Source organism: Actinomadura sp. KC216 (genome assembly GCF_004348535.1).
GTDB lineage: Bacteria > Actinomycetota > Actinomycetes > Streptosporangiales > Streptosporangiaceae > Spirillospora.
Genome location: NZ_SMJX01000010.1, coordinates 14,461 through 40,246 on the forward strand (window position 1 = coordinate 14,461; position 25,786 = coordinate 40,246).

19 protein-coding genes and 2 pseudogenes are annotated in these 25,786 nt (G+C 65.7%); 9 read left to right on the forward strand and 12 right to left on the reverse strand.

The window, feature by feature from the left end; translation table 11 throughout:
- Positions 1 to 9: 9 nt before the first annotated feature.
- Positions 10 to 777, reverse strand: coding sequence for a DUF6879 family protein (locus E1264_RS03115; protein WP_243710714.1), 768 nt, complete (start codon positions 775 to 777; stop codon positions 10 to 12).
- Positions 778 to 972: 195 nt separating this feature from the next.
- On the opposite strand from E1264_RS03115, the gene E1264_RS03120 reads away from it, so the two are divergent.
- Positions 973 to 1,536 carry a nucleoside-triphosphatase gene (locus E1264_RS03120; RefSeq protein ID WP_165963944.1) on the forward strand — a complete coding sequence of 188 codons (564 nt, stop codon included), beginning with the start codon at positions 973 to 975 and terminating at the stop codon, positions 1,534 to 1,536.
- Here the strand turns inward: E1264_RS03120 and E1264_RS03125 are convergent.
- A complete protein-coding gene (locus E1264_RS03125) occupies positions 1,517 to 2,806 on the reverse strand; it encodes a helix-turn-helix transcriptional regulator (protein ID WP_132169360.1) in 1,290 nt (429 codons plus the stop codon). The genes E1264_RS03120 and E1264_RS03125 overlap by 20 nt on opposite strands.
- 516 nt (positions 2,807 to 3,322) lie before the next feature.
- On the opposite strand from E1264_RS03125, the gene E1264_RS03130 reads away from it, so the two are divergent.
- The 4 genes from E1264_RS03130 to E1264_RS03145 all read left to right on the forward strand — a co-directional run bounded on the left by E1264_RS03130 (position 3,323) and on the right by E1264_RS03145 (position 6,797).
- Positions 3,323 to 3,625: a hypothetical protein gene (locus E1264_RS03130; protein ID WP_132169362.1), complete on the forward strand. Its 303-nt coding sequence runs from the start codon at positions 3,323 to 3,325 to the stop codon at positions 3,623 to 3,625.
- A 2-nt stretch (positions 3,626 to 3,627) separates the two neighbouring features.
- Complete coding sequence (locus tag E1264_RS03135) at positions 3,628 to 3,870, forward strand: hypothetical protein (RefSeq protein ID WP_132169364.1); 243 nt, start codon at positions 3,628 to 3,630, stop codon at positions 3,868 to 3,870.
- Positions 3,871 to 4,317: 447 nt separating this feature from the next.
- The gene (locus E1264_RS03140; RefSeq protein ID WP_165963945.1) at positions 4,318 to 5,757 is read left to right on the forward strand and encodes a S53 family peptidase; all 1,440 of its coding nucleotides are present in this window, start codon (positions 4,318 to 4,320) and stop codon (positions 5,755 to 5,757) included.
- Positions 5,758 to 5,918: 161 nt separating this feature from the next.
- Entirely contained in the window at positions 5,919 to 6,797 is an 879-nt protein-coding gene (locus E1264_RS03145) for a hypothetical protein (protein WP_132169367.1), read from the forward strand.
- A gap of 137 nt (positions 6,798 to 6,934) precedes the next feature.
- On the opposite strand, the gene E1264_RS03150 is transcribed toward E1264_RS03145, so the two are convergent.
- The 9 genes and pseudogenes from E1264_RS03150 to E1264_RS03190 all read right to left on the reverse strand — a co-directional run bounded on the left by E1264_RS03150 (position 6,935) and on the right by E1264_RS03190 (position 20,719).
- Positions 6,935 to 7,261 (reverse strand): hypothetical protein, encoded by a 327-nt coding sequence (locus tag E1264_RS03150; protein WP_207935692.1) that lies wholly within the window; start codon positions 7,259 to 7,261, stop codon positions 6,935 to 6,937.
- 243 nt (positions 7,262 to 7,504) lie between these two features.
- Complete coding sequence (locus E1264_RS03155) at positions 7,505 to 7,924, reverse strand: NUDIX hydrolase (protein WP_132169369.1); 420 nt, start codon at positions 7,922 to 7,924, stop codon at positions 7,505 to 7,507.
- 321 nt (positions 7,925 to 8,245) lie between these two features.
- Complete coding sequence (locus tag E1264_RS03160) at positions 8,246 to 9,415, reverse strand: hypothetical protein (RefSeq protein WP_207935693.1); 1,170 nt, start codon at positions 9,413 to 9,415, stop codon at positions 8,246 to 8,248.
- 188 nt (positions 9,416 to 9,603) lie between these two features.
- Positions 9,604 to 10,166 (reverse strand): annotated as a pseudogene (rnhA, locus tag E1264_RS03165) (ribonuclease HI).
- Positions 10,167 to 10,905: 739 nt separating this feature from the next.
- Positions 10,906 to 12,453, reverse strand: a complete 1,548-nt coding sequence (locus E1264_RS03170; RefSeq protein WP_132169371.1) for a serine/threonine-protein kinase — start codon at positions 12,451 to 12,453, stop codon at positions 10,906 to 10,908.
- A 109-nt stretch (positions 12,454 to 12,562) separates the two neighbouring features.
- On the reverse strand, positions 12,563 to 15,706 hold the full coding sequence (locus E1264_RS03175; RefSeq protein WP_243710715.1) for a DEAD/DEAH box helicase family protein: 3,144 nt from the start codon (positions 15,704 to 15,706) through the stop codon (positions 12,563 to 12,565).
- Positions 15,703 to 16,986 (reverse strand): restriction endonuclease subunit S, encoded by a 1,284-nt coding sequence (locus E1264_RS03180; protein WP_132169373.1) that lies wholly within the window; start codon positions 16,984 to 16,986, stop codon positions 15,703 to 15,705. The genes E1264_RS03175 and E1264_RS03180 overlap by 4 nt, the downstream gene beginning before the upstream one ends.
- Positions 16,983 to 18,929, reverse strand: coding sequence for a class I SAM-dependent DNA methyltransferase (locus tag E1264_RS03185; protein ID WP_132169375.1), 1,947 nt, complete (start codon positions 18,927 to 18,929; stop codon positions 16,983 to 16,985). Before E1264_RS03185 ends, E1264_RS03180 begins: the two co-directional genes overlap by 4 nt.
- 23 nt (positions 18,930 to 18,952) lie before the next feature.
- A complete protein-coding gene (locus E1264_RS03190; RefSeq protein ID WP_207935694.1) occupies positions 18,953 to 20,719 on the reverse strand; it encodes an N-6 DNA methylase in 1,767 nt (588 codons plus the stop codon).
- A 316-nt stretch (positions 20,720 to 21,035) separates the two neighbouring features.
- Here E1264_RS03190 and E1264_RS03195 point away from each other — a divergent pair, with 316 nt between their 5' ends.
- The 3 genes and pseudogenes from E1264_RS03195 to E1264_RS03205 all read left to right on the forward strand — a co-directional run.
- Positions 21,036 to 22,763 carry a DUF6119 family protein gene (locus E1264_RS03195; RefSeq protein ID WP_243710716.1) on the forward strand — a complete coding sequence of 576 codons (1,728 nt, stop codon included), beginning with the start codon at positions 21,036 to 21,038 and terminating at the stop codon, positions 22,761 to 22,763.
- Positions 22,764 to 22,855: 92 nt separating this feature from the next.
- Positions 22,856 to 23,344 (forward strand): DUF4238 domain-containing protein, encoded by a 489-nt coding sequence (locus E1264_RS03200; RefSeq protein WP_243710717.1) that lies wholly within the window; start codon positions 22,856 to 22,858, stop codon positions 23,342 to 23,344.
- A 102-nt stretch (positions 23,345 to 23,446) separates the two neighbouring features.
- Positions 23,447 to 23,921: pseudogene (locus E1264_RS03205) on the forward strand (SulP family inorganic anion transporter); the annotation flags it as partial.
- Positions 23,922 to 24,738: 817 nt separating this feature from the next.
- Here E1264_RS03205 and E1264_RS03210 read toward each other — a convergent pair.
- The gene (locus tag E1264_RS03210) at positions 24,739 to 25,248 is read right to left on the reverse strand and encodes a ribonuclease H (RefSeq protein ID WP_132169383.1); all 510 of its coding nucleotides are present in this window, start codon (positions 25,246 to 25,248) and stop codon (positions 24,739 to 24,741) included.
- Positions 25,249 to 25,462: 214 nt separating this feature from the next.
- Between E1264_RS03210 and E1264_RS03215 the strand changes: the two genes are divergently transcribed.
- Positions 25,463 to 25,753, forward strand: coding sequence for a DNA-binding protein (locus E1264_RS03215; protein WP_132169385.1), 291 nt, complete (start codon positions 25,463 to 25,465; stop codon positions 25,751 to 25,753).
- Positions 25,754 to 25,786: the final 33 nt, after the last annotated feature.

The following is a 25,786-nucleotide window of genomic DNA, read 5'->3' on the forward strand; positions in this document are numbered from 1 at the left end:
GACGGGTGATCAGCGCTCTGCCGACGTACGGGGCGGCTTGTACTCGGCGTGCGGGATGGCCCGCTCCCAGACCCGTTCGAACGCCAGCAGGCACCGGGCGACGATGTCCGGGTCAGAGGTGAACTCCTCCTCTTCTGTGTCGGTGCCGTCGCCCGAACAGAAGTTGAACGCGACCAACTTGTGGTCCAGCAGCCAGAAGTCGGCACCCGGCAGCATCAAGTCGAACGCGCGGCGACGCGGCAGCCAGCGCACGTCCTCACCGGCCTTGATGTTGTGCTCGGTGAGCATGTGCTCCCATGCGATGTAGTCCGTGACCGGCTCCGACACGATCCGGGCACGGCGGAACTCCGCGCCGCGCTCCACCGCCGAGGACACGATGGAGTTCCACTCCGTCCAGTCTAGGTCGCCGGGGCCACCCGCCAGCCAGTCGTGGAACGCGGGAGCGCTGGCATCGTAGGTGTCGCGCATCTCCAAGTGGAGCGCTGATCGCCGCACCTGCTTGAGCAGGTCGTACACCGTCACCGGGCCATGACCTGTCCGGCCTGGCTCGAACGTCCCGGCAGCCGCCTCGGCCACTTTGGGAATCATGTCATTGGCCAACCACACCGTGGACTCGTCGGCCGCCTCCTCGTTGTCGCGGGCGAGCCTGGCCAGGACCACCGGATCAGTGACGGTCTTGCCTCGCACGTACAGACCCGTCTTGTCACGCCACACCGCCGGACACTTCCCCTGCGGCGACTGGTCGGTTTCGCCGACGAACTCGATGTTTTCCGTCACTGAGCCCTCCATCGGGATGAGAGGTTGCAGACCGACACCGACTCTCACCCCGACCACCGGCCCGGTCAACGTCCGGCCTGACCATCCCGTGATTATCAGGCCACCCGGAAGGCGGAAACGCTCCGGCACGCAACGCGCGACATGGCACGCCAGCCGGTCAAGACTGAAGGCAAGCGCCGCTGTCATTCTGGGTCCATGACAGCCCAGCCGCGCATCTTTGTCGTCGGGCCACCAGGCATCGGCAAGACGACCGTCGTCGACGACCTGGTCAAGCGGTTGAAGGCCGCAGGTCTTCAGGTAGGAGGCATCCTGACGATCGAGGTCCGCAAGGGTCGCCGCCGCACCGGGTTCATCATGCAAGAGATCGACGGCCCCGCAGCGCTCATCGCACATCAGGACTGGGAGGACGGTCCTCGCGTGGGCCGTTACCGTGTGAACGTTTCCGCTCTGGAACGCATCGCCCTCCCTGCTCTAGACCATGCGATAGCGAACGCCGATGTGATCGTCGTTGACGAACTCGCTCGCATGGAGCTGTTGTCGGACGCGTTCGTGGCCGGTCTGGAAGACCTCCTCACTCGGTCGCGACCACTAGTAGCGACCGCGCAGCTGGCGTCCCATCCGAGGCTGGACGAACTCAAAGCGCGTGACGACATTGAACTGGTAACGGTGACGGAGACGAACCGAGACACCTTGGCCGCGATCTTGGCGTCCCGGCTGAGCGGAGATCGAGGCCCAGGCTCTACCGTACGCCCGCGATGAGGGCGACTCGCTGATCCATCAGGAGCTCGTCGACAGCCCGCACAGCTCGGCTGCTGCGATGTGGTTCGAGCACGCTTCGGGCCTCCCGGATCAGGTTGTGCTTCTCGACGGATCGGACGTGCATGTTGTGCTCCACGGCCGTGGCAAGCTGGCCAGCAGCCCGGTCGACGTCTCCTCGGCTCGCGTATGTCAGCGCCCTATTGGTGACCAAGGTGACCTGGTACCGCTGAAACACAGCGGAAGTCTGTTCTTCAAGTCGATCGAGCAGATCGAGAGTTTCCTGGTCGCCAAAAGAGGCCATGGTCAATGCCCGCTGACGCTCGACAAACGAGGTCCCTGGAATGCCGAGCCATGGCGACGGGAGCTCGTCCCGCGTTTTGTCGGCGAACGACGCAGCTCGATCCAGCGCGCTCAAGACGGCGTCCCGTTTCGCTTTGCCGAGCTGAGGGGTGGCGGCATGAGCGTGGGCCTCGTAGGCCGCGAGGTAACAACGCGCGGCCGTCGACAACGACAGCGGCTGGAGCTGTTGGAGCACGGACAGGGCCATGTCGCCGTTCTGGTTACGAGCATGCATGTACGCCACGCCGCACATGGCGAAGACGTAAAGGTCTTGGCATCGTGCTCGGCCAGCGAGATCGGCGGAGCTCCGGTACCACTCCATGGCCTGTGCACGCCCACCTTGATCAAACGCCTGGTAGGCGACCAGATGACACGCATCGGCCGCGATGACGCCGAGTTCGTCCCGCAAGGCGTGATGGTCGTCGGTGAGACGCCAGAACGTGGCGAGATCACGGGCATGCTTTGTCGTGCTCGGTAGCAGCCGGGCAGCTCCCTCCTGGCGGTCCAGCCACCGAAAGCCTTCGGTCTGTGCACGGAGCTGAGCAAGAAGTTGATCGTCCAGGTGAGGGAGGTTGGATGGCGAAGGCTCTCGCCAGTTGTGAATGAGCGGCGGCGCCAGAATGCTCGCCAGCATTACCCCAGCGCCTGCGAGAAAGTCCTTGCGGCGCGTGTCGTCTCCTTCGGCTTGTCCTTGCTCTCTTGCTGCCAGCATGCCCGGCCGCGGTGGTGAGGTCGAGTCATCCAGCGCATCGTCGGGGGCATTGGAGCCTTTGGACGGCGGCGAGTGACCGGGCATCCGAAACCATAGGTGTTCCCGTGGGATCCGAAGAGTGCGAGCCCAGGCGATGAGCTTCTTCAGGTCGGTGACGGCGGCGCCGTTCTCGTAGCGGCTGACCTGGGTTTGGGTCAGGCCCAGCCAGCCGGCCAGCACGTCTTGCGGTATCGGGCGGGGACCGTGGAGTGGGGCATGCCGGTAGGCATGGAAGACCTTCCCGATGTGCGCCTCGGCGAATGCTTCCTGGAGTGCGGGAGACTCCCAGAACTCTGCGGGAACGCAGGGCGGACCGAGTTCGGATCGTCGAGACCTCTGACAGGACGCGCATAGATCGCCCGTATTGTCCCACGCAAGCTTTGTCCCGCAGGACTGACATCGGTGCGTGGTCGGGTGTCGGCTCATTCGGCTTCTCAGCTCACTAACTCTGAGATGAGGTCGGTGTCTCTAGGAGTGTAAACCCGATCGTATGAGCGGGATGGACGTATGCAGCCTATGAATATCCCGAGTATGCATCCGTGGACTTCACTCCCGGTGCCCTCTCCCGCCACCGTCTAATACCTGACTTACACAACCGATCGGATCATCCGCGCGTTGCGCGCGGTAGGACAGGACTGCCATCCCATGACCAGCCGGAGTGCACACCAGACCCCGCCGCCAACACAGCCCACTGACTTGGAGTCGGGCGTTCCCGCCCGTACCGAAGACGACTTCCTTGACCAGCTCGCTTCCGCGCTGGGCGACCTGGACATCCGGACTCGCCTGACCAGGCAGGACATCCACACGTCGCTCGTCGTGATCAGCCCGACCGACTCAGTCCTGAACGAGAAGGTCACCTGCCGCGTGGACGACGGCAGCCCCACCTTCGCCTACTCCTGGGGCGACAACATCGAGGGCGAGACCATCGCCGAGGTCGCACGGGCCGTCGCGCACGTGGTCACCGCTGAGAGCAGCGGGCACGGCGTCGCCAACGGATAGACATGAGCGCCCACACCAGCCGCGCCACCCCGCCCTGGTCCGGCCCTTCTGACCATGACGAGCTGGAACTGGTGGCGTTCATCCAGATCATCCGGCTACGCGAGCGGTTCAACCGGCCGTCCGGTGGTCAGTGGGGCATCCTCTACGACCCGTTCCGGCGGCGCTGGATCGGGATTCGCGGCAAGACCGGCTGGTTGTGCGCGGAGACTCCGACTGCGCTGGAGCAGCTCATCAACCGCGCCTAGCCGGAACCTCGCCTAGCTAGGCAGGTGACCGGCCCTGATGTCGGCGTGACCCCACGCAAGACGCTCACTTCCGCACACAAGCCCATCGAGCAAGCCCAAGCCGCCCCTGCGACGAGGAGAACGGCCGTGTCTCGCGGCGCCTCTGACCTGGACCATCAACCCGCCAACAAGTTCCAGGCGAGTGCGGTCAACCATGAGGTGCCGCATTCCGCGCACATCTGGAATCGCTTGCTGGCGGCAAGGACTACTACGACGGGCGAGCGCGAGCTCATGCCGACGCGCGGGCACCAAGCCCCACCCGGCGACATCCGCCTGGTGGTCGCCGTCGCCCGCAAGCGTCCTGCGCTTGCTTTCCGATGACTCCGGCGCACCTGCGAGTGCCCGGTTGCCCAATCCCTCCAACACGGAAAGATTCCTGTGTCCTTAATCCGAAACCCCAAACGGCGCGTGAGCGTGGCCGCCGCCGCGGTCCTGGCCGCCGGCGTGGTCGCCGTCCCTGTCGTCCAGGCGCTCGCCGACCCGGCTGCCGCCCCCACGAGCGTCTCCCCGATCGCCGCCGGGCAGCAGGTCGGCGTCGGTGGTCTCCGGCTGACGCTGGACGTCGCCCCCGCCCCTGCCTCGACCCGCATCCGTTCCTCCGCCGGGACACCCGTCGAGCCGGTGCCGCCCTCGCAGTGCCAGCAGGTCTACGGCTCCCCCGGCTGCTACGGGCCGCCGCAGATCAACGCGGCATACGGTCTCGACCGGCTGCACCGCCGCGGCCTGGTCGGCGCGGGCCGCACCGTCGTCATCCCCATCTGCGCGCACAATCCCCACATTCGCCGCGACGTGGCCGTCTACTCCCGGCACTGGGGCCTCCCTGCGGCTGAGGTGGAGGTGGTGAAACACGGCGACGTGCCGACCGCCGACCCCGACAACCCGGAACAGGCGCTGTGCGCGACCGAAGCCACAGTGGACGTGCAGGCCGTGCACGCCACCGCGCCCGGCGCGAAGATCATCGTGGTGGAGACAGCCCGCATCCCGTCCGGCGGCACCAAGGGGTTGCGCGAGCTGATCAACGCGATCGGGTGGGTCACCCAGCATCGCCAGGTCGACGCCGTCACCATGTCGTGGGGTGCCTACGAGGCCCACTTCCCCGAGCAGGCCGGACGCGCTGGCGATTACCGGCTGCTCACCGCCCTGCGCGGCCCTCTCCGGGCCGCGTACCGGCGCGGGACGACGCTGATCGCCGCGTCCGGCAACACCGGCCCCACCGGACCCAACCTGGCCGGGACCGCGTTCTACTCGCGTCCCACCGTGGCCTGGCCCGCGTCCGACCCGATGGTCACAGCGGTGGGCGGCACCCGTGTCCACCTCGATGACCACGGCCACCGGATCAGGCCGGACGACGTGTGGGGTGATGAGAGTGGGCACGCCACTGGCGCCGGCCTATCAGCGGTCTTCCCCCGCCCGGCCTTCCAGCGCCGCGTCGCCGGTGTCGTCGGCGCCCGCCGTGGCGTCGTCGACCTCGCGCTGAACGCCTCCGGGCAGGCCCGCGAGTGGTACTACAGCGGTGGCTACAACCCGCTGCCCGGGCAACAGCCCGGGTGGCTGCGCGTTGCTGGGACCTCGATCGCCGCGCCGAAGGTCGCCGGGATCGTCGCGATCGCGGCGCAGCAGGCCGGGCGCCCGCTCGGGGACATCCACCAGGCGCTGTACGCCGCGCCAGGCTCGCTCAGGCACGGGCTGTACGACCTGACCACCGGCAGCAACACCGCCAACGGTGTGCCCGGCTTCTCGGCCGGGCAGGGCTATGACCCGCCGTCCGGGGCCGGGACCGTCGTCGGCGCGGATCGTCTGGTCGCCGCACTGGCCCGCGCCGCGGCTGATCAACCCCGCACCCGCTGATCCTCGCCCGGCCGCAGCCCCGAACCGTGCGTCGAGTCCCGATCGCCATCGTCACACGGTCCGATCCTCCAGTCTGCGGCCGGGCGAGCCCTCGCCCGTCAGGCCTAATCGGCCGCCGGTGAGCCCGCGCGGCCCCGCCAACCCTTGATCGAAAGCCGCCCATGGACCACGATCACTCACCCGGCACGCTGCTCCGGCTACGCCGGGGCGCCCACGAGTTCCTGCGCCGCTACGCTGCCACGGCGTGGGAACACAAACATGAAGGTGAACGCTGGGACCTCGTCCTGCCGCCCGAGGTCGCAAAGCTGCCCGAGCGCAAGCGCTACCGAGCCCACGCCCGTCAGGAGGCGCAGCGTCTCAAGGACGCCGCGTTGTACGACCTGGACCCCGACACCACGCGCCGCGCGATCCAGGTCGGCGCTGCTATCCGTGAACATCGGCACAACGACGTGACGGCTCTGGCCGGTAGGTCCGATGTCATCGACACGATGGACATCCAACCACCCAGTCTGGCGGGGTTTCTGCGCTGGCGCGACCCCAGCGGGATCAGCTACAACGCCCGCGGCGTGCCGATCGTGGCCTGTCACTGGGGGCCCGCCGCCGACCAGGGGATCTGGATCGTGTGGTGGGCCGATAGCCGCGCCGTGATCAAGTCCTACGGCCACGAGATCAAGGGCACGTGGGCGGAGTCGGTAGTGAACGTCGGCACGGCATTGCCGTTCTTCGGGCCGCTGTGGTACAGCGAGCAGCAGCTCATCTGGCCCTATAGCGTCAGCGCCCCCAAAAGCACCGCGCGGGGAACGCCTATTAGGCCAACCGCTCCAGCAGGCGACACGGCTGCCGAGCCGGTCCCCGTCGACGACGACTTCGTCGCGCTGCTCTACACCACGCTGGCCACCTGGTCGCTGCTGGCCGACCCGCCCACCGGCATCCACCTCCAACAACACCCGCCCAGCGAGGCCGAACAGACCGCCGACCGCAACGTCGGCCTGGCCACACCTCCGATCACCATCGCTACAACAGTTAAGACCACGCACTGACCAGCAATCATCCACTCAGTGGCCTGCCCGACCCCTTGCCAGGAAGCGGGCCATTCATGCCTGACAAGCCCGCCCTTGACCGTGTCGGCGGATAAAACCTGTTTGAGGGTGGCCTGCCCGAGCCCGGCCTCGGGGGTTCAGAGCGTGGTAGAACCGCTGGCAGGCTCCTCAAGCAGGACGTTGCCGTGGGCGACTCCTAGACCAGCCCGTGCACGGGCCAGCAGGTTCATGACCTCCCGCTCGGCGCGGCCGTCCTCGACACGGGCTTCAAGGCGGGCGACCAGCGGCCAGAGTTCGGCGACGGCTTCGGTGGCGTGGCCGGATTGGCGGGCGATCTCGACGAGCCGGACGGTGGATTCGCCGAACTGGAGCATGGACCGATGGTCAGTGTCGGCGGGGTCGGTCACATCGAGGATGTGCGGCGGCAGATGGAGTTTGTCGGCGACCCGGCGTCGGGAGTTCACGTCGTCCAGCGTGCGTTTGCCGAGTTCGCGGAGCGAGATATAGGTCTTGTCGTAGCCGAGGTCCTCGCCCAGGGTCGCCTGGTTGATGCCGTGAATGGCGCGGCGGAACCGGAGGATCTTTCCTAGGTCGCCGGTGGCGACGACGCGCTGGGCATGTTGGGGTGGCCCAGCGCCACATGGCGTGGGTCGACGAACGGCGCTGTGTGAGGAGGCCCTGGTCGTGGCGTGCCATGGCTGGCTGGGTCACTTCCGTTCGTGCCAAGCGGCGATGGATTGCTTGTACCCATCGGGCATAGGCAGTTCCGGGACCTGGTCGGCGGTGAACAGGCCGAGCCGTGAATGCTCGGTGCTCACGATCGGCTGGCGGTTCGGTGTCAGAACTGTGCAGCCGTAGGTGACGATCACGACACGACGCTCGGGCATGGTGTCGGGGAGCGGCTGGTAGATCCACACGTCCAGGAGCGGCCCGGCCTTGACGTCCCAGCCGGTCTCTTCGGCGATCTCGCGTTCGACCGCTACCTCGGGGCTGGGATCGGAGGGCTCCAGACGGCCGCCGGGCAGTTCCCACTCATCGCGCTCGTTCTTTAGCAGCGCCACCCGGTCACGGGCGTCGAGGGCGACGCCTTTGACGGACACGGGCCAGGTCGGTGGCGTGTATGCCATGGCGGTCCTCGTCGGTCGGAGTCCAGGCGGGTCGACTTGCGCGGGTTGTTGCGCGAGCGGCTGTCGGTCGGGTTCCGGACCGTAGCATTCAGGGGGCGGCACCAGCCATGGGCATAGCGGTTTGCCGGAGTCGACAATCTGTCGCTCTACCACGCGACCTCGTTAGACCAACCATGAAAGCCAGCCATCCAGCAAGGACGTAGCCCGTTCCGAGAGGTTGGCGCTGGCATCGCCCACAGAGGCTTGCTGGCTTCGCGCACGCGGACCCAACAGATGCGCCCTAAACGCGCGCTATTTCCGAAACTCCGCTGGGCAGTTGGCCTACAGCCACCCGTGGCGACGCAATGTATGTGCGCGCTGGGAACAGAAGGGAGAGCAGTACAGCCGCGGCCGTCCGGGGCTGACCATGGGGTGGGTGAGCGGTTGGGCGCAGACGCGGCAGCAGCCGTCGCCGATGGTCGGGGCCAGGTCGGCCAGCAGTTGCTCGACTCCGTGGAGTTGGTCGGGGAGAGGGTCATCGTCGGCGCGGCAGCCGGGATAGGTCAGCAGTTGAGCGAAGGCAGCGCGCAGCTCGGCCAAGTCGCGTCGCCGGGCGCCCAGCAGGTTCAGATAATCCTCTAGGGGCCAAGTGACCAGGGCGCCGGCCCGGGTGAGATACAGCCCGACGGTGTCGATGGCGTGAGCGTCAGTGAGGTCGAGCAGGACGTAGCCAAGCAGCTGCAAGATCGCTGGCAGCGAGAAGTTGTGGACGCGGCGGGTGCTCTTGAAGTCCAGCAACAGCCCGTCGGCGATGAGGTCGGCGTCGGCGGAGACGTGGATGCTGCCGTCAAAGGTCGGGCCGGGCCGGCACTGGTCGGGTGTAGTCGCGACACGCAGGTCGTTCAGCGGCCCATCCTGGGCTCGATGGAGCTGGGCGAGCAGGTCGTCGACCAGGTCGCGGTGCGGGACGGCCAGCAGCGTGGTCAGGTCGAAGCTTTTGGGGTGGGAGTAGGCGGTCTTGCACAGCGGGGTGTCGCCGAAGGCGAACGGATTACGCAGGTTGACCGCATACCAGGCGGCAGCCAGCAGTAGGCGGGCCAGGCGTTCCTCGTCGTCGTCAGCGTGCAGCATCGGCCCGTGGCGATCGTCGAGCCGCATCGCCTGCACGACAGCGGCCAGCTCGACCACCAGCTGCCGACCGGTCTCGGCGATGGCGTGGGCCGCGCGGCCGGCGCGGGGCCGTGCGGCGGCAGCGAGGCATCCGTCCACGCCGAGCAGGGTGGCGGCATCGACGGGAACGCTGCTGGTGAAGGCCAGCCGTAGCCGCTGGTCGATCGCGGTGCCGATAGTGCCGGCTTCGTAGCCGACACCCGGGCCAGGCAAGATCAGCGAGGATGTGGGCAGCTGGGAGCGGTAGGTGGCTCGCACGCGGCGGACCCCGGCCGATAGCTCTCGGTCCAGGAACAGCCGCAGCGGGGTCCGCGGCGATGCCAAACCCTGGGTGAGACTCATGTCGCTGACCGTAGCTACCGGGGGTGACAGTTCTCGCTCGCCATGGACGTCGCCGCCGTGGCCGCGGTTCGCCCCGCCAGCGCCACTTCTCCACGCGGCGGGTGGACGGACGTGTAGACCTGGTGCCGCTCACCCCGGCCGTGGAGAGCTTCCCCGATCCAACCTCTTGGAGGAAGATCATCAGGGGCTTAGTCGATTGAGGGGCTCTCGAAGCTGCTGCACACGGCGGCTGGGCCTGCCCCGAGCTGATTGGCCAGGTGCTCTGCGGCCGCCTCGTGTGCTCCTTGCGCCGCTAGTTCATCGGCTCGTTCGTTGTCGGGATCGCCGGAATGGCCCTTGAGCCAGGACCAGGCGATCTTGTGTCGGCTGGCGGCCGTGTCGAGCCGTTTCCACAGGTCGATGTTCTTGACCGGCTCCTTTTGCCTGGTCATCCATCCATTGCGTTTCCAGGTGCTGATCCACTGGGTCATGCCCCGGCGCAGGTCAGGTACTGGCTGTCGGCGTGCAGATGAACCCGCGATGGCCGGGTGAGGTGTTCCAGTGCTTTGATCGCTGCCAGTAGCTCCATCCGGTTGTTGGTGGTGTCGGCTTCGCTGCCGTACAGCTCCATCTCGTGGTCGCCATAACGCAGGACGGCTCCCCCACCACCCGGTCCGGGATTGGGCTCGCAGGCACCATCGGTGGACGCCTTCACCACGCCACCGTCGACTCCAGAACCGCCGGTGGCGGATGGCGCGTCTGGGGCGTCCATGTCGGCTGAAGGGCCGTGGCGCTGCTCCCACCGCCGCGTCAGCTGCTGCTTCCACCCTTTCGGCGGAGGCCAAGGCACTCCTCATTCGGCCAGTTGCGCCCGTGTCCAAGCGCCTCCAGCAGTCCTAGCAACCTCGATCTCTTCCGGGGACGGATCCGCGTCGGCGAGCCTAGCCCGACTTGCTCTCCGATCCCCACCAGGACACGGGAGAATGCGGCTCGATCAAGAACGTGCCACCCAAGCACGCGCTGGGGTCCGAGTCCGGTCTCCGCTCGCGCTGACGGGCCGAGCTGAACCTGGGCAGTGGCATACATCGGTCCCACCAGTAGGATCGCCCCCCGGAGGACACTGAATCGGTAGCGCCCATCTAGGTCGAACTCGTCCTCCTCGATGGGCCGCTGGGCCAGCGCCGGCGCCCGAGGTCTGGCTTTTGAGCATGCTGACCACTCGCCTCACCTAACAGGGGTTGCGGAAACCCGTGGCCGACCGCAGCGGTCACCGCCTGCGGCCAGGAGATCGAGACCCGGCTATGGGAGAGGTAGGCAGCGTGCAGCCGGCGCACGCCAGCCGAGACCTCACGATCCAGAAACCGCTGGAGCGGGTCCGCGCCCCCTGACGAGGCTCGCTGCTAAGTTTGTGGCTCCGATGCGCGACTTTCTTCATGCGCTACAACAGCGCGAAATCCGGCGGTTGATGCAATCCTAGGTTCATAAAAAGGAGGAGAGAAAGAATCGCCTTCCTATGCGGGCCTCAACCGGTCGATCTGTTTGTCGAGGTTGCGCACCTGCGTTGAGTCGATGCCGAAGGTGTCGGCCAGAAGAGGGCGAATGGACTTGAGCTCCCTCAGTGCTTCGTCGGGCTGCCCGGAACTTGCGAGCATCTGGGCAATGACGAAGCGTGACTCGCGAATCTGTTCCGCCGTGTCCTCGTTCGCGGAGGCGTCGGCGTTATGCACGTAGAACCGCAACTGCGGAAGTGCCTTATCTGGATTGCCGATCTCGGCATGGGCGTGGCCTGCGTGGTAGGCACAGTCGAGTACGTACGAGTCGATCGGGGGTAAATGCCTGCCGTAGTCACGGCCAACGACTTCGAACAGCGACGCGGCACGCGTGTACTCGCCAGCGTAGAACAGCGCTGCGGCTAGGAAGTGACGCAGGCGCAGTTCCAGGAAGGGGTCGTGGCCAGAACGTGCGACGCCGTCCTCCAGGAGCCTGATCGCCTCCGATGGCCGATCGTTGTCGAGGAGTACTTGGACGTTGGCCTTCAACTCTTCGGCTTCGGCCTCGGTAAGCTCGGTACGGCTGATGTTCTGTCCGCGCCGTTTGGCCGGGGCCAGCAGCGGTCGACGGAAGGGGCGTGTCGGATCGCGATTCTCATCGCCCCCCGATGACTCACCGGGCGCCATCACGAACGGCAGGAGTGCGTCGTAGAGGGCCTCCGCCGACGGCCGCGCCTGCGGGTGCTTCGCCAGCATCGACGAGACGAGTGCGTCGAGTGGCGTTGGAACGTGCTGGCGTCGTGCCCTCACCGATGGCGGGGGCGTCTGAAGGTGGTGGGCGCGCAATGGCATGTCGGTCGTTCCGTGGAACGGCACATCACCGGTCAGCAGTTCACACAGCAGGCAGCCGAGCGAGTAGATGTCCGATGCGGGGGTCACCGCCTGACCGAGGCACTGCTCTGGTGACATGTAGGGCGGTGTGCCGACGGTCCGGTCGACTTGTGTAAGCCGCGGTAGTGCTCCCGCGCCGCGCAGGATCGCGATGCCGAAGTCCAGCACCTTCGCTAGGCCGCCGTCGACGATCATCACGTTGGCGGGCTTGATGTCGCGGTGGACGATGTCGACCCGGTGTACGTCGGTGAGGACCGCCGCGATCTGCGCAGCGATTGACGCTGCCCACGACACGGTGGGCGGTGTAGTGGCGAAATCCATGCGGTCGAGCATCGATTCCAGCGTCGAGCCGCGTAGCAGTTGCATGACAAGCCACAGTTGCGTGCTGCCGTCGGGGGCCGTGTCGACGCCCGTGTCGTAAACCGCTGGCGTGCCAGGATGTTCTAGCTGAGCGGTAGTGCGGATTTCGCGCAGGAACCGCTTGCGATCGCGGTCCAGAGCGTCGAGGATCTCCGCCGCCTCGGGACTGTCCGGCGCGGCCGGGATCGCCTTCGCCGACGATGGCCGCAGAAGCTTGATCGCAATGCGCCGGTCTAGCCGCTCGTCGTAGCCGTAGAAGACCTCACTCATGCCGCCGCGACCGAGCGACCCGTCGATGCGATAGCGCCCCGCCAGCATCGGTCTCTCGTCTGGCTCCGGCTGCCTTGCCCTGTCCTCCAAGGCTTACCGCCTCTACCACAGTTGAAATAGTTAACCGGCCCCTACGGCCAACCGCCAGGCCACGCGACTACAGTCCGGCTCGGCCGCCTGTTTCCCGACGCATCTCCGCACGCAACCGCGCTAGCGCCTCGTCCCTGGCAGGCTCTGTGATGATCTTGTATGCGCGTTTGCGCGCCGCCTCCTTGATCGCCCTCTGGAACTCGCCGTTATCGAAGTACAGCTTCATGAAATCAGTGTTGCGCTCGGCGTTCTCGGCGACGATGTCGTCTAGCCTGTCGTCGGCGACCTGACCGAAGCGGGCCTCGTCGTTCATCAGCGCGATTTGCTGCATGGTCGTGTCCTCAACCAGATTGGCGACCTGCTGGTAGACCAGGATCTGGTCGGACGTGCCCAGGTCCAGCCCAAACCGTTCGTTGAGTTCCTCGATTACTTCCGATAGCGGTTTCACCTCCGGCTCTCGGGGGCCAGCACCATCCGCGGCATGGCCCCGCACCGCGCGGTCACCGCCGGGCGACAGGGACACGTTGTGCCGCCCAGTGAACTCCAGTCGGAAGTGGCTCAGATCCGCGTCCCCAATGTCGATGGACGCCGAAGGCTGTCCCGGCAGACGGATCAGCAGAATCCTCCCGTACTGGTAGAGGCGTTCAAGATCCCGGTCTCCCCAGTCGACGATCTGTGCGATGAGGCTGTAGGCGCGCACGTAGCCCTGCAGCGCGCTCCGAAAACCCTCACGCTCGTCATCGGTTTCGAGGGCGGTGAAGCGGTCAAGGGCTGGCTTGAGGTATTCGTGTAGGTGGGCGTGGAGCCTGCGTTCGGCGGCATCGGGCATCCGCTCTGGCCCTGCCTCGGCCAGGATCCGGATAAACGCCTCCATCTCCGAGGCGACCAGCAGCCCGTAGTCCATCACCTCACGCTGCTTGGTGTAGAGGAGGTTCGGGTCACCCGGCTCGGTGATCGTCGTCTCAAACCAGTCCGCGAACGCGGCCTGGATGTCGGCGGCCTGGTTGGCAAAGTCGAGAACGCGCACGTCGTCCTGCGATTTCAGCGGATGGATGCGGTTGAGCCGCGACAGGGTCTGCACAGCCGCAACACCGGTCAGCGGTTTGTCGACGTACATGCCGCACAGCAACGGCTCATCGAAACCGGTCTGGTACTTCTCTGCGACAACCAGCAGCCGGTACTCGGCCTGGTCACGTGCGACCGCCTGTGGATCGTCGGCCTTGGTGTAGCTGAACCGGTCCGGCAGCTGCCTCTCCGGAAAACCATTGAGCTGGGCTTCGGTGAACTCCAGGTCAGCGTCGTCCTTCAGCGTGCCGGAGAACGCGATGAGCGTCCCGCAGTCGGTGTAACCGCGGTCGTCGACATAACGGCGGATCGCCTGGTACAGGTCGAGCGCGTGCTGCCGGCTACTGGTGACGACCATGGCCTTGGCGCGGCCGCCGAGCCGCCCGACGATGTTCTCCCGGAAGTCGTCGACGATCAGTCTCGCCCGCTGTTCCAGCGATGTCGGGTGCAGCTTGGCGAGGCGGACCAGTTCCTTCTTCGCCTTGCCCGCGTCGACCTCCGGGTTAGCGATGCGCGACTCGGCCTGCTCAACGGCGGCGTTACGCAGCCGCCATTTGGTGTCATAGGTGATGTAGTTGGCTAGCACATCGAGGATGTAACCCTCGTCGATCGCCTGCCGCATCGAGTAGATATGGAAGGGCTCATACATGCCGCGCTCGCCGGTGCGCGGGTTCAGCTTGTCCGGGTTGAAGCGGCCGAACAGCTTTAGCGTCGACGACTTCGGCGTGGCGGTGAACGCGAAGTACGACAGGTTCGGCTGACGACCACGCACCCGCGTCATGTACTCGGCGTCGTCCTCATCCTCGTCGCGCGGTATCGCATTCACACCGAGTATCTGCTTGAGCCGTGTCGCCGATTCACCACCCTGCGAAGAGTGGGCCTCGTCGATGATGACCGCATACCGCTTGCCGGCCAGCCCCATGTCGGCGACCTTCTCCAACACATAGGGATATAGCTGGAGCGTGCTGATGATGACCTTCGAGGTGGCGTCGTCGAGTGCCTCGGCAAGCTGCCTGGAGTCCTCGTCGATCTTCTTGACGACGCCAGGCGTGTGGTCGAACTGGAAAATGGTTCTCTGCAGCTGACGGTCAAGGACGCGCCGGTCGCTGATCACGATGATCTTATGGAAGACCTGCTGGTTGTCAGCATCGAACAGGTTCGAGAGGCGATGCGACAGCCAGGCGATCGTGTTCGACTTGCCCGAGCCCGCCGAGTGTTGGATGAGGTAATTGCGCCCGGCTCCGTGCGTCCGCGCGTGGGCGATCATCTTCTGTACCGCGTCCCACTGATGGTAGCGCGGGAAGATGCGCGGCGAGGCGTGCGGGTTCTCCTTCAAGCCCTTCTTGTCGGGCGCCTTGACGTGGATGAACCGGTGCAGGATCTCCAGCCAGTTGTCGGGTTGCCAGATCTCTTCCCACAGGTAGGCGACGCTGTAGGAGCCGGGGGCGGCGGGAGGGTTACCGGCCTCGCCGGACCTCCCGGGCCCGTTGGAACCGACGTTAAACGGCAGGAACTCGGTATCGGCGCCGCGCAGCCGTGTTGTAATGAAGGCGCGGTCGGGATCGACGGCGAAGTGCACCAGCGTCCGCTTTGCGAAGAACACATCGTTTGGGTCGCGTTCGAACCGGTACTGCGCAATGGCATGATCGGCGCTCTGCCCAGTGTTCGGGTTCTTCAGCTCGGCGGTGACGACGGGCAGCCCATTAACGAAAAGCGCCATGTCTAGAGACCGGTGCGGGTGGCGCGTGCTGTAGTGAAGCTGCCGCGCAACCGTGAGCACATTCTCGCGGTACTCGGCAAGGGCATCGGCGGCCAGAGTGTGACCAGGACGGAAGTAGGCCAGGTCAATCTGCACACCTCGGTCGCGCACACCTCGGCGCAGCACGTCTAGCACACCGCGCGCGTCGATCTCAGCGGCGACACGCTGCGCGAACTGCCGCTGTGCAGTCGTTTGAACGCCGCTGTAGAGCTCAATGAGCTTTTCCCAGCGATCCGGCTGTGTCGCACCGATGAACCGGTACATCTCACCGGTGTCGATGCCAAGCTCGGCGTCAAAGGTGTTTGCCGCGCGCGACCAGCCACGTTCCAGAAGTTCGGCCTCTACGCGAGCTTCGAAGGCCATCTCGCTGAGGACGTGGAGATTCACAGGGACGCACCTTCGCCCGGGGACATGCCACGTACGGTCGTGACGTCGATCTTGCCGGTAACGGCGGAAGTGATCAGCGCCTGACGGCGTTCAGCCAGTAGGCTAACCTGCCGTTCAGCCGGCCCTCGTAGCGCATCCATTCCCGCCAATGATTCACTCACAAGGCGGACCACCCGGCGTTGCTCAGAGACTGCAAGCATCGGTACGCGAAATCCCGTGATTTTCGTGCTACTCGTGTGAGCGATCCCAGTTGACTTACTTGCCGTCACTTCGAAATAGGTACGGGCGTATCGCGTGCGAGTCACCAGCGCGAGATACTCTGGCAGTAGTCGCGAGTCAGGTCGGACCGCGAAGATGGCATTCTGGTGCAGGCATGGTTCGATGTCGCCGGACCAGACCGTCCCCCTGCCAAGTTTGTCAGGGTCCCCACCCTCAGTCATCAGGACATCACCTGACCGCAAAGTGCATCGCTCGGCCAATGATCGCGGCAGTGTCACTTCCTTGATATCTTGCAGGGCAAGTGAGCCATCGAGAACGTTCGCTACCCGCAAATAAGGCAGGGTCACGGAATCAGTCCCATGGTTCCTTCCCCCATCCATCGTGAATCCGCTTTGGACCGCTGCTACGGCACCCAGCCGGACACACTTCATTCCGGCAACGCCCACCGGACTACCATCTAGTCCATGGATCATCGCTCCTGGAGCGATCTCGTTGATGACCGCCTGGACGCGCTCATCCAGCAAGGCGATCATTTTCTTCTTCTTGCCGATAAGAACATTGATCCGTGCTGTCTCGGCGTCGAGGAAGTCGGCGATGCGACGCTGCTCGTCGAGCGGTGGGCGAGGAATGGCAAGGTTGCCGACCTGCTCGGCATTGAGATTCGCCTGTGTATTGCTTCTCGCCTGTTCCAGAAGGTTCGGTCTCAGCGAAACCAAGGAGTACCGCAAGAACCGAGCATCGCTGGTCGAGTCAGGCCACAGCCCGAGGATTGCTTGATTCCAAGCTGCCGGAACTCCGAGCCATGCCGTATGCCCGAGGCTCGCGTACATACTGAAGAGGATCGTTCCGGGTTGCCCCATCTCGATTCGGGCCGAACGTAGTCCGTCTTCTGAGATCCGCCTCGCCGTCGTAGTAACGATGTCAACCGAAGACATATCGCCGATGGCCGCCCATGCGTGCCCGTCCTCACCATCCGACCAGTAGGTCGGCTCACCCACAGAGGGGGTACCCCCTGCCCTGAGCGTTGCGATCCGCTTCAGTGGGATGCTGGTCCAGCTCATCCTGTCACCTTGTTCAAGAGCTTTTGGATCTGGCTCTCCAGTTCGCGCAGCTCGGCGTCGATCTCCGCCAAAGGGCGCGGCAGGGAGTACACGTAGAAGTGGCGTGTGAAGGGGATCTCGTAGCCGATCTTCGTCTTGTCGTAGTCGATCCAGGCGTCTGGGACATGTGGAGAGACCTCTCGGGCGCAGTAGGCGTCGATGTCCTCGTCTAGCGGGACGTTCTCGTAGTCGCGCAGGTCTGGGTCGGGCAGTACCGTCCCGTCCTTGGCTTTCTGGACTTCGCCTTTGGGGTCGGACACTGACACTGCGTTCCAGAGTGCCTTCAGCGGAGCTGCGTTGCCCGGCCACAGTCCGCCGCCCGCCACGACGCTGGCGTGCATGGCGTTTGCAGCTTCTCTCTTGGTCCACCAGACCGAACCGAGCAGCGGTCGCAATGCTTCGATCAGTGTTGCCTGCTCACCCCATTTGGCGAGTGCCTTGGAGTTCTCCAGTGCAGCGAGTGTGTCCTCGGTGATCTCGAAGCGCAGCTTGAGGGGGCGCTCGATGGTGATGCGGTGGTAGCCGAAGTCGCGGGTGTTGAGGACCTTTACGCTGCGGTGCTCTGAGCGCCCAGGGTCGGCCGCGACCTTCAGAGCGTCACCGTACAGCTTGGTGATGTGATCGATCTGGTCGTCGCTGATCTGCTTGCGCTTGTCGCCCAGGGACTTGCGCATCTTCTCCCACTGATCGCGGGCATCGACCAGGATCACCTTCCCACGCAGCTCGGCGGCCTTGCGGTTGGACAGGATCCAGAAGTAGGTGGAGATGCCGGTGTTGTAGAACAGCTGGTCCGGCAGGGCGACGATACCTTCCAGCCAGTCGTTCTCCAGAATCCACTGGCGGATCTTGGATTCGCCAGACTCGGCCGCGCCGGTGAATAGCGGGGAGCCGTTGAAGACGATCGCCAGCCGAGCCCCTTTGCCTTCGACTGGCTCCATCTTCGAGATCATGTGCTGCAGGAACAAGAACGAGCCGTCGTTGATGCGAGGTGTGCCGGCGCCGAAGCGGCCAGCGTGACCAAGTTCGGCCTCGTCCTCTACTGCCTCCTTGACCTTCTTCCACTCCACGCCGAACGGCGGGTTGGCAAGCATGTAGTCGAAGGTCTGGTTTGGGTAACCGTCGTCGCTGAAACAGTTGCCAAAGTAGATGCGTCCGCGCTGGTTGCGCATCAGCATGTCCGACTGGCAGACCGCCCACGACTCGGCGTTGATCTCCTGGCCGAAGAGGTAGACCTCGGCCTTCGGGTTGATCGATTTGATGTGGTCCTCAGCCGCAGTCAGCATGCCGCCGGTACCGCAGGCCGGGTCAAGGATGTTGATGACCTGCCCCTCGCTGGCGATGGTGTCGGCATCTGGGGCGATCAGCAGGTTGACCATCAACTTGATGACTTCGCGCGGGGTGAAGTGCTCACCGGCGGTTTCGTTGGAGTCTTCGGCAAACTTACGGATCAGGTGCTCGAAGACGTAGCCCATGTCGTGACTGCTGAGCTTGTCGAGGTCGCGCATCGCGGCGAACCGGCCGACGACCTGGTAGAGGATCTTCGCACCCGCCAGCCGGGTGATCTGGTTGTCCAGGTCGAAGCGGGCCAGGATCTGCCGGACGTTCGACGAGAACCCGTTGATGTAATCGCGCAGGTTCTTGGCGACGTTCGGAGCGTCGGCCGCGATCGTCGTGAAGTCCTGCTCGGAGACGTTGTAGAAGGGCAACTTCGCCGCGATCTCCAGCAGCCGGTCCTTGTTCTGAATGTCGAGGGAGGCGTTGCGGGTCCGCACCGTCGCCCGCGTGGGCGCCATGACCGCGTCGAGTCGGCGCAGCAGCGTGAACGGCAGGATCACCTGACCGTACTCGTGGCGTTTGTAGTCGCCGCGCAATAGGTCGGCGACCGACCAGATGTCGCTGGCCATCCTGGCGTGGGTGGGTCCTGAGCTCACTCTGTCGTCTCCTCGTCAGCCGCATCAGCGACATCAGTGTTGTTCATCACGGTGAAGTCCGGTGCCAAAACGCCTGTGGTAAGCCCTTGAACGGTCTGGTCGATCACGTGCCCGCTCACCTTCGCCAGTCCCGCGAGCGCACCCTCCAGGTCCTGCAAGTGGCGGAACGCATCGCCGTAGCGCCGCTGTTCGGCCAGCGGGAGCCGGGGAACACGGCAGCGGCGTAGATCCTCGCGGTTGAGAGCACCGAGAGTGTTGGCGACGGGCAGTGCGTTGGCGTCGGTTCGCAGGAAGGCCGCCAGGAAGTGCGCATCCAAGCGGTCGGAGTCGATTTCGACCACCTGCGCGACACCCGCGTCGTCGTCGGCGGTACCGGTCGCGACGACCGGCACTCGGCCGAGCGTGCGCACCAGCAGGTCGCCCGCACGCGGGGTGTCGTCGCGGGAGCGAATCACCAGCGCACCGGCGCGCTCTAGCTCACCGAAGGTCACGTACGAGTGGCGGGTCGGCCCCGATGGAGCGGCGAAGCGCGGCAAGCCCCGTCCGACGTGGGCGTAAAGGTTGGCCAGCCGGTCGGTGACGCGAGCGAAATCGTCGGCACTCGCCCGGACGTTCGCGGTGACATGGCGGGACGGTCGCAGGTCGGCGTCTCCGTCGAGGAGCTCCAACCGCGGAACGGCCCGAAAGATCGTCGGGTCAGCGTCGTCGAACAGCCGCTGCCAGGCGGCGAACTCGTGCGGGACATCGGCCGCGTCGCCCAGTCCCGACAGGTCGACCATCCACACCGCCCGATGGTCGGGGGCGCTTTGGGGCCGTTGCATAACCCAGAGATGGAGGTTGGTGTCGGGCACCGACCCCATCCCTTTGGGCAACGCAATCACGTCACGCAGCACACCGGAGCGCACCAGCCCCGAACGGACGGACTGCCCAGACGGCTGGACGCACGTGCGTGGCGTTACGGCGACGACCGCCACGCCGTGCAGTCGCAGATGCGCGTAACAGTGCTGGACCCAGGCAAGCTCGCCGTCGCGGGGGGCCGGGATGCCGAACTCCCAGCGCGGGTCGGTGGCCAGTTCGGCCGACGGCCACTGCGGCTTGTCGAAGGGCGGCTCGCAGACGACGGCTGAGGCCGCGCCCAGGTATGCGTCGAGACGGTCGTCCAGGAGGGAGTCGCCGGTATGAATCTCGTAGGTCACGTCGTAATTGCTGCGCAGGTTGAACGTGGCGACCGCAGCGGCTGACTCCTGAATCTCCTGTCCGACGAGCGTGACGCCGTCGCCAAAGCGGTCAGCGACGGCCATCAGCAACGTGGCGTTGAAGCACGCCGGATCGAGCACGGCAGGTACGTCAACCGCGTCGGCATCCGCCGGCCGCGCGGCGGCCGTGGACGGCGGCAGCAGCGACACCATCACTCTGGCCAGCAACTGGGCGGGAAGCAGGTCGGCAATGCCGTGCTCCGGTGTCAGCTCCAGGGCACGCCGCGTCCACTCGTCGCGGAGGTCCTCCCTGGACGACGAGTCATCCTCGACTCGCTGCGTGCCGGTGTCCGTACGGCCGGCCGTCGCTAGTTGGTCACCCTTGCCGGTCTCCTTCAGCCACGCCTCCACTTCGGCGCGGGAGAACGTAGGGCTGTGCGGGGTGCCGCCGATCGGCTTCGGAAACTCCGGGTAGCGGCGGCGCCAGTTGGCTACGGCTGCACGACCGACGCCGGCCAGCCGCGCGATCGCGGCGGCCGTCAGTTCGTCGTGCTCATCGGGATTCACGCAGGGAACCGTACCGCGCCGTCCGGCCATCCTGCAAGGCTTCTGTGAACTTCGTTGCCTATGTTCACAAATGCTGATACCGTGCGTGGCTAACGCGGGAACCACCCACTCAATCACCGTGAGTTATGGACTGCACACGTGCTGAGTGCCCTGGTCCGTCTGGACCGCGGTCGAGGCCACCGGTGATCCATGGATGTGAACATCCATGGCCGACTGCTGCCACGGAGTACGGAGCCGCGCTGATCCCGGGAAAGCGCCGAACCCGCCTCCCGTCGAACCCAGGGCCGCCCGGCCCTCCGCCTCTACAAGGACCGAAGTGACCAACGAGAATCTCCGCGCTCCAACCGCTGCCCTGGTCAAGAACCCGCTGGCCACCCGCAAGACCTCGCTGTACCGGCTGCGCGGCACCGGACCGACCGGGGAGCAAGACCTGCGCTCTTTTGTCCTGCCGCGCTATCTGAAGCGCGACGGCTTCGAGGCTCGCGAGGTCGACCATGACGGCATCTCCGGCCTGCTCGTCTCCGGCACGATCGCACCTGGCCCGGCCGACTGGTGCGAACTGCTCAGTTTCCTGACCGGAAGATCCGTCTCCGAGGAGAATCGGACGGCTCTCGCCCTCCTCCTAGTCCGCACCGAGAAGGCGATCTACGGCCTGACCTACGGCATGGGCCACCTGATGATCGACCCGATCCGGATCGATCCCGGCTTCGGTATCGAGTTCGCCGTCCGCTGCCTGAACGAGGACCGCATCACCAAGGTCCGCCGCCAGATCATGGACGCGCGCGGCCGCACCGACGAGAACTCCGCCATCAGCGGGGAGAACATCCGCGGCTTCGGCATCGAGCAGTTCGGAGAGATCGTCAGCCAGATCTCCGGGCAGATCGTCGGCGTCCCCCTCACCTTCACCCGGGATGGCACCCGGCCCGCGCACGTCACCGGCAACGACCGTTCGATCAAGCTGCACCTCGGCGGCACCCCCACCGCCATGCTGCACGACCTTCAGCAGATCGAGGAAGTCTGTGCCCGCCCCAACCCGCTGCCCGAATTTGAGTTCATCGCCCAGGTCCGACCGCTCAGCCCGAAGTCCGAGCAGGTGCGACTCCTCGATGAGCGCCTGGACATCATGCTCGGCGAAGGTGGGGCGAACCGCATGGCGTTGGCGGTGCCGAGCGTGTGTCGGGACAGGTTCGAATTCGCCGAGTCCTTCAAGGTGACGCTCGCGGGCAGCGCGCAGTCCTACGCTGAGCTCGATATCGACCAGCTCGTCGCAGCCGTCCAGCATCGGCCCCATGGGAGCCGCTTGGCGGCTCTGCGCAAGGGCCGCGTCCAGATGTTCGCCGACACCGACGATGCCGAGCCGATCAGCGGCAAGGTCCCTGCCGACCATTGGTTCACCGCCGAAGTGCCTGGCGGAGTCGTCCACTACTTCTACTGGCAGGGACGGTGGTACGAGATCGGTGCCGAGTACCTCACCGTCATTGACCGCAGAATCGCTGAACTCCTGGCTCGCCCCGCCACCGTCACGATGCCGGCCTGGACCAAGAGCGCGGAACACGACGAGGAGGACCACGACGAGGGCTGGTACAACGCGCAGATCGCCGCCCAGGACGGCTACGTGCTGCTCGACAAGAACACCGTGCGCACCAAGCGCCTGCGCGGCGGCGGCCTCGAACTCAGCGACGTCCTCGGTCCAGGCGGCCAATTCATCTGCGTCAAGAAGGCCGACAAGAGCACCGCACCGCTGAACCATCTCTTCGCGCAGGGGCGCGTCGCCATCGAGACCTTGCGCTACGACCTCGAAGCCCGCAAGAAGTTCCTCGCCAAGCTCGACGAACTTGCGCCCGACCACAATCTGGACACGTCGTTCAGCTCACCCACCGTCGTGTACGCCATCCTGCTCAAGGACGGGGTGCCGGTGACCCCGGAGTCCCTGTTCGCCTTCGCCAAGGTCTCGCTGCTGAACACGGCAACCGCGCTGGAGGGAATGGGCGCGCGCGTAGAGGTCGTCTCCATCTCCCGGACCACGACGACCGGGATGCTCTGACAACCGCGAGGACACTCCTCTGGGTCGACCTCTTCAAGAACCCGCTCCGCGCGCGGGTCCAGGCGAACCACCACGTACAGCACCTGGCGCAGTTGCTGCCCCGCGTCACGCAGTCACTCCTAGACTGCTCCTGGATGCTCACCGTGTTCCAGCGGAAGGCCCTCGCGGCCAGCGACCATCCCGTGTCTGTCGTCCCGAACGCCGACGCGACCCGGATGGGCATGGGGACCGGTGTCGAGAACGCGACCGTCCTCCATGCGCCACTGACCCGCCGCCACTCGCTGGCGATGTACCTACCGTCCGCAGTGCCGCCCGAGATCTCGCCCCACGGGCGTGACATCCGTGTTGCCGGGGTCGCCGCAGTGGCGCTATACAGCAACTCGTGCACGGTTAACAGCGCCCGCCGGTTCCTGTTCCACCACCCGGAGGACACGCCCCTGACCGGGTTCGATCTCCCGCACCCCCGCGACCGTGAGGTCGCCGTGACCGCCCAACTGTGGGGCTGGATCCCGGAGGATGACCGGCAGGTGTTGCTCGATGCCGGGTTCGGGCCCGAGGACCTCGACGCCCTCCTCGAATAGAAAGTGTCTCCAGTTGGCCGACGCCTCCCAGGGCGAACTTTACGGCTGGCGTTCTTCCCAGCGACGGACGTGACGGTGCACGATACCTGGCACACGGCGGGACTGCGGCCGAGTGTGTCACACGAGGGAGAGGTCGCCGGGAAGCGCTGGCCGACCTTGGTCGTCGCGCTCGCGCTGATCCCCGGAGGCCACCTCCTTCTCGATCATCGCCGGGGTGGAGCCGAGGATCGGCCTGTTCGCCTCGTTCACCATGGCCGTCACGATCGCGATCGTCGGCGGACGGCCCGCGACGATCTCCGCGGCGACCGGCGCGGTCGCCCTGGTCGTCGCCCCCATCGCCCGCGAGCACGGCATCGGCCATCTGGTCGCGACCGTCATCTTCGCCGGGATCTTCCAGATCGTCCTCGGGGCGCTGGGCGTGGCCCGGCTAATGCGGTTCGTGCCGCGCAGCGTGATGGTCGGGTTCCTCAACGCCCTGGCCATCCTGATCTTCCTAGCCCAGGTCCCCGAACTGAGCGACGTGCCCTGGCCGGTCTACCCGCTCGTCGGCGCCGGGCCGGCGCTGATGATTCTCTTCCGTCGGCAATCGAGCCGACCTACACGTAACGATCATCGCACGACCCTGAGCGGCTCGACTGGTCGGTTCGCGGCACGACGAGGGATAATCCGGGCAATCTCAGCGTCCCGGCAATGCTCCGCCTAGCGAACGGCTCTGAGGCAAGCGTTCTCGTGCAAAACGTGAGCGTCTCCGGCCGCACCTTTACTGTTGTGATGGCGGGGAGCGGGGATCTGCCGTCGTGACTCCGGAAGAGAGCGAGCCGGCCCCCGAGGTTCTGGCCATGGCCCAGTCGGGCCTGCCGGCCCTGGCCTTCGGCTGGCTGGACGCAAATGCGCCGCGCAGATTCTGATGAGATCTGGCCATTGAGCGATCCACAGTTCCGCCTGGCACTCGCGCAGATGTGGATCTGGCACAACCGCACTGCACTCCAAGCCACTTTCGGTACTAGTTTCGATTGAGACGAGTTGGCCACGCACCTGACCGAAGAGACCCCCACTCACCCGCTATGGGAGCCGTGCGGTCGTGCGAGCCTCCGCACCCTCCGGCAGGCGTGCGGCGAGATCCTCGATGAGACGCTCGGGCTCGGCGGTCAGCCGAGGATGCTTGGGCCTGACCTTGAGCTTGTGCGGTTCATGCCCACCGGAGACCTCCCACAGGATGAGAACGGCGTGGCTTGGGCGGCGCCCGGATCGGTCAATCGAAACCTGTCGCTTGTCGTCAGGCATCGGGACGGCATCTGACGCGTCACAGGAATCGGTCACCACCTCCTGCGGCCAGGCTGGCCGCCCTCGCACATTCAGGTCGCCACCCCTGACGATTGAGACCGGCCAGCTCGTCAGGAGCTCGGTGACCTGTACATCGCTGCCGGACCGGGACCGAGGCCCTCGACCATTCGTCGCTCGGCCGCCTCGCCCGCGCCCTGTGCCGCAAGCTCACAGGCGCGCTCGTCTTCCCGATGTCGAGCCCCGTCTCGCCGCCGCGTGGCTTGGACCTCGTGTCCCTTGAGGGCCGCGTCGAGGCGCTCCCACAGGCTGCGGTTCTCGATCTCCTCCCCGTTACGCTTCTTCCAGCCACGGCGCTTCCAGGCACCGCGCCAGCTGTTGATGCCGTTACAGATGTAGCTGCTGGCGGAGATCACCTGGACGCGAGACTGCTGGGTGAGTTGCTCCAGTCCCTGGACGACGGCCATCAGTTCCATGGCGCCGCTCTTGGTCTCGGGGTCGCTGCCGTGCATCTCAATCTCGGCGCCATCCGTTTTGAGCATCAGACCCCAGCCGCCGGGACCGGGGTTTGGGTCGCAAGCGCCAGCAGTGAACAGCACCACGTTCGAGCGCTGGGCTGTCATGGTTCTCGCACTCCCACTGTCGCGGTCCGAGCTCTGCGCCAAGGACGTTAGTTGGGGCGGACTCCCTGTGTGGCCAGTTCACCGAACAGGTAGGTGGGTACATCAGCGAAGTGTGGCTCCCGTGAAAGCGTTCCCCACCGTCCGGGAAGGCCCTTCCGGGGTGGGAGCGGGTAGCAGTTCTGTTACCGACAGGGGCGGCAGCAGGGAGACTCCAATGCCCGAGAGCGATTGCCAACTTGCCGGAGAGTGCCTGCTGTATGAGCTGCTCAAGATCGCTCCAGGCTCCATTTGCAAGCTCGCAGGGCCTCACGTCCACTCCCCCGAAGAGGCGTCGCAGATGCTCGGTGGCCTGTCTGCTCGGACTCTGCGTGACAAGGCCAGCCGCGGCCAGATAGCCCACACCCGGCCCGCGGGGACCAACCGCATCGTCTTCAGCGACGACGGCATCGCACAGATCATCCGCGCCGGGGAGCGCCGCTCCACCCCTCTCCGCCGCGACTCCTGACTCTGGGTGTCGCACTTCACGTATTGAGTTCGT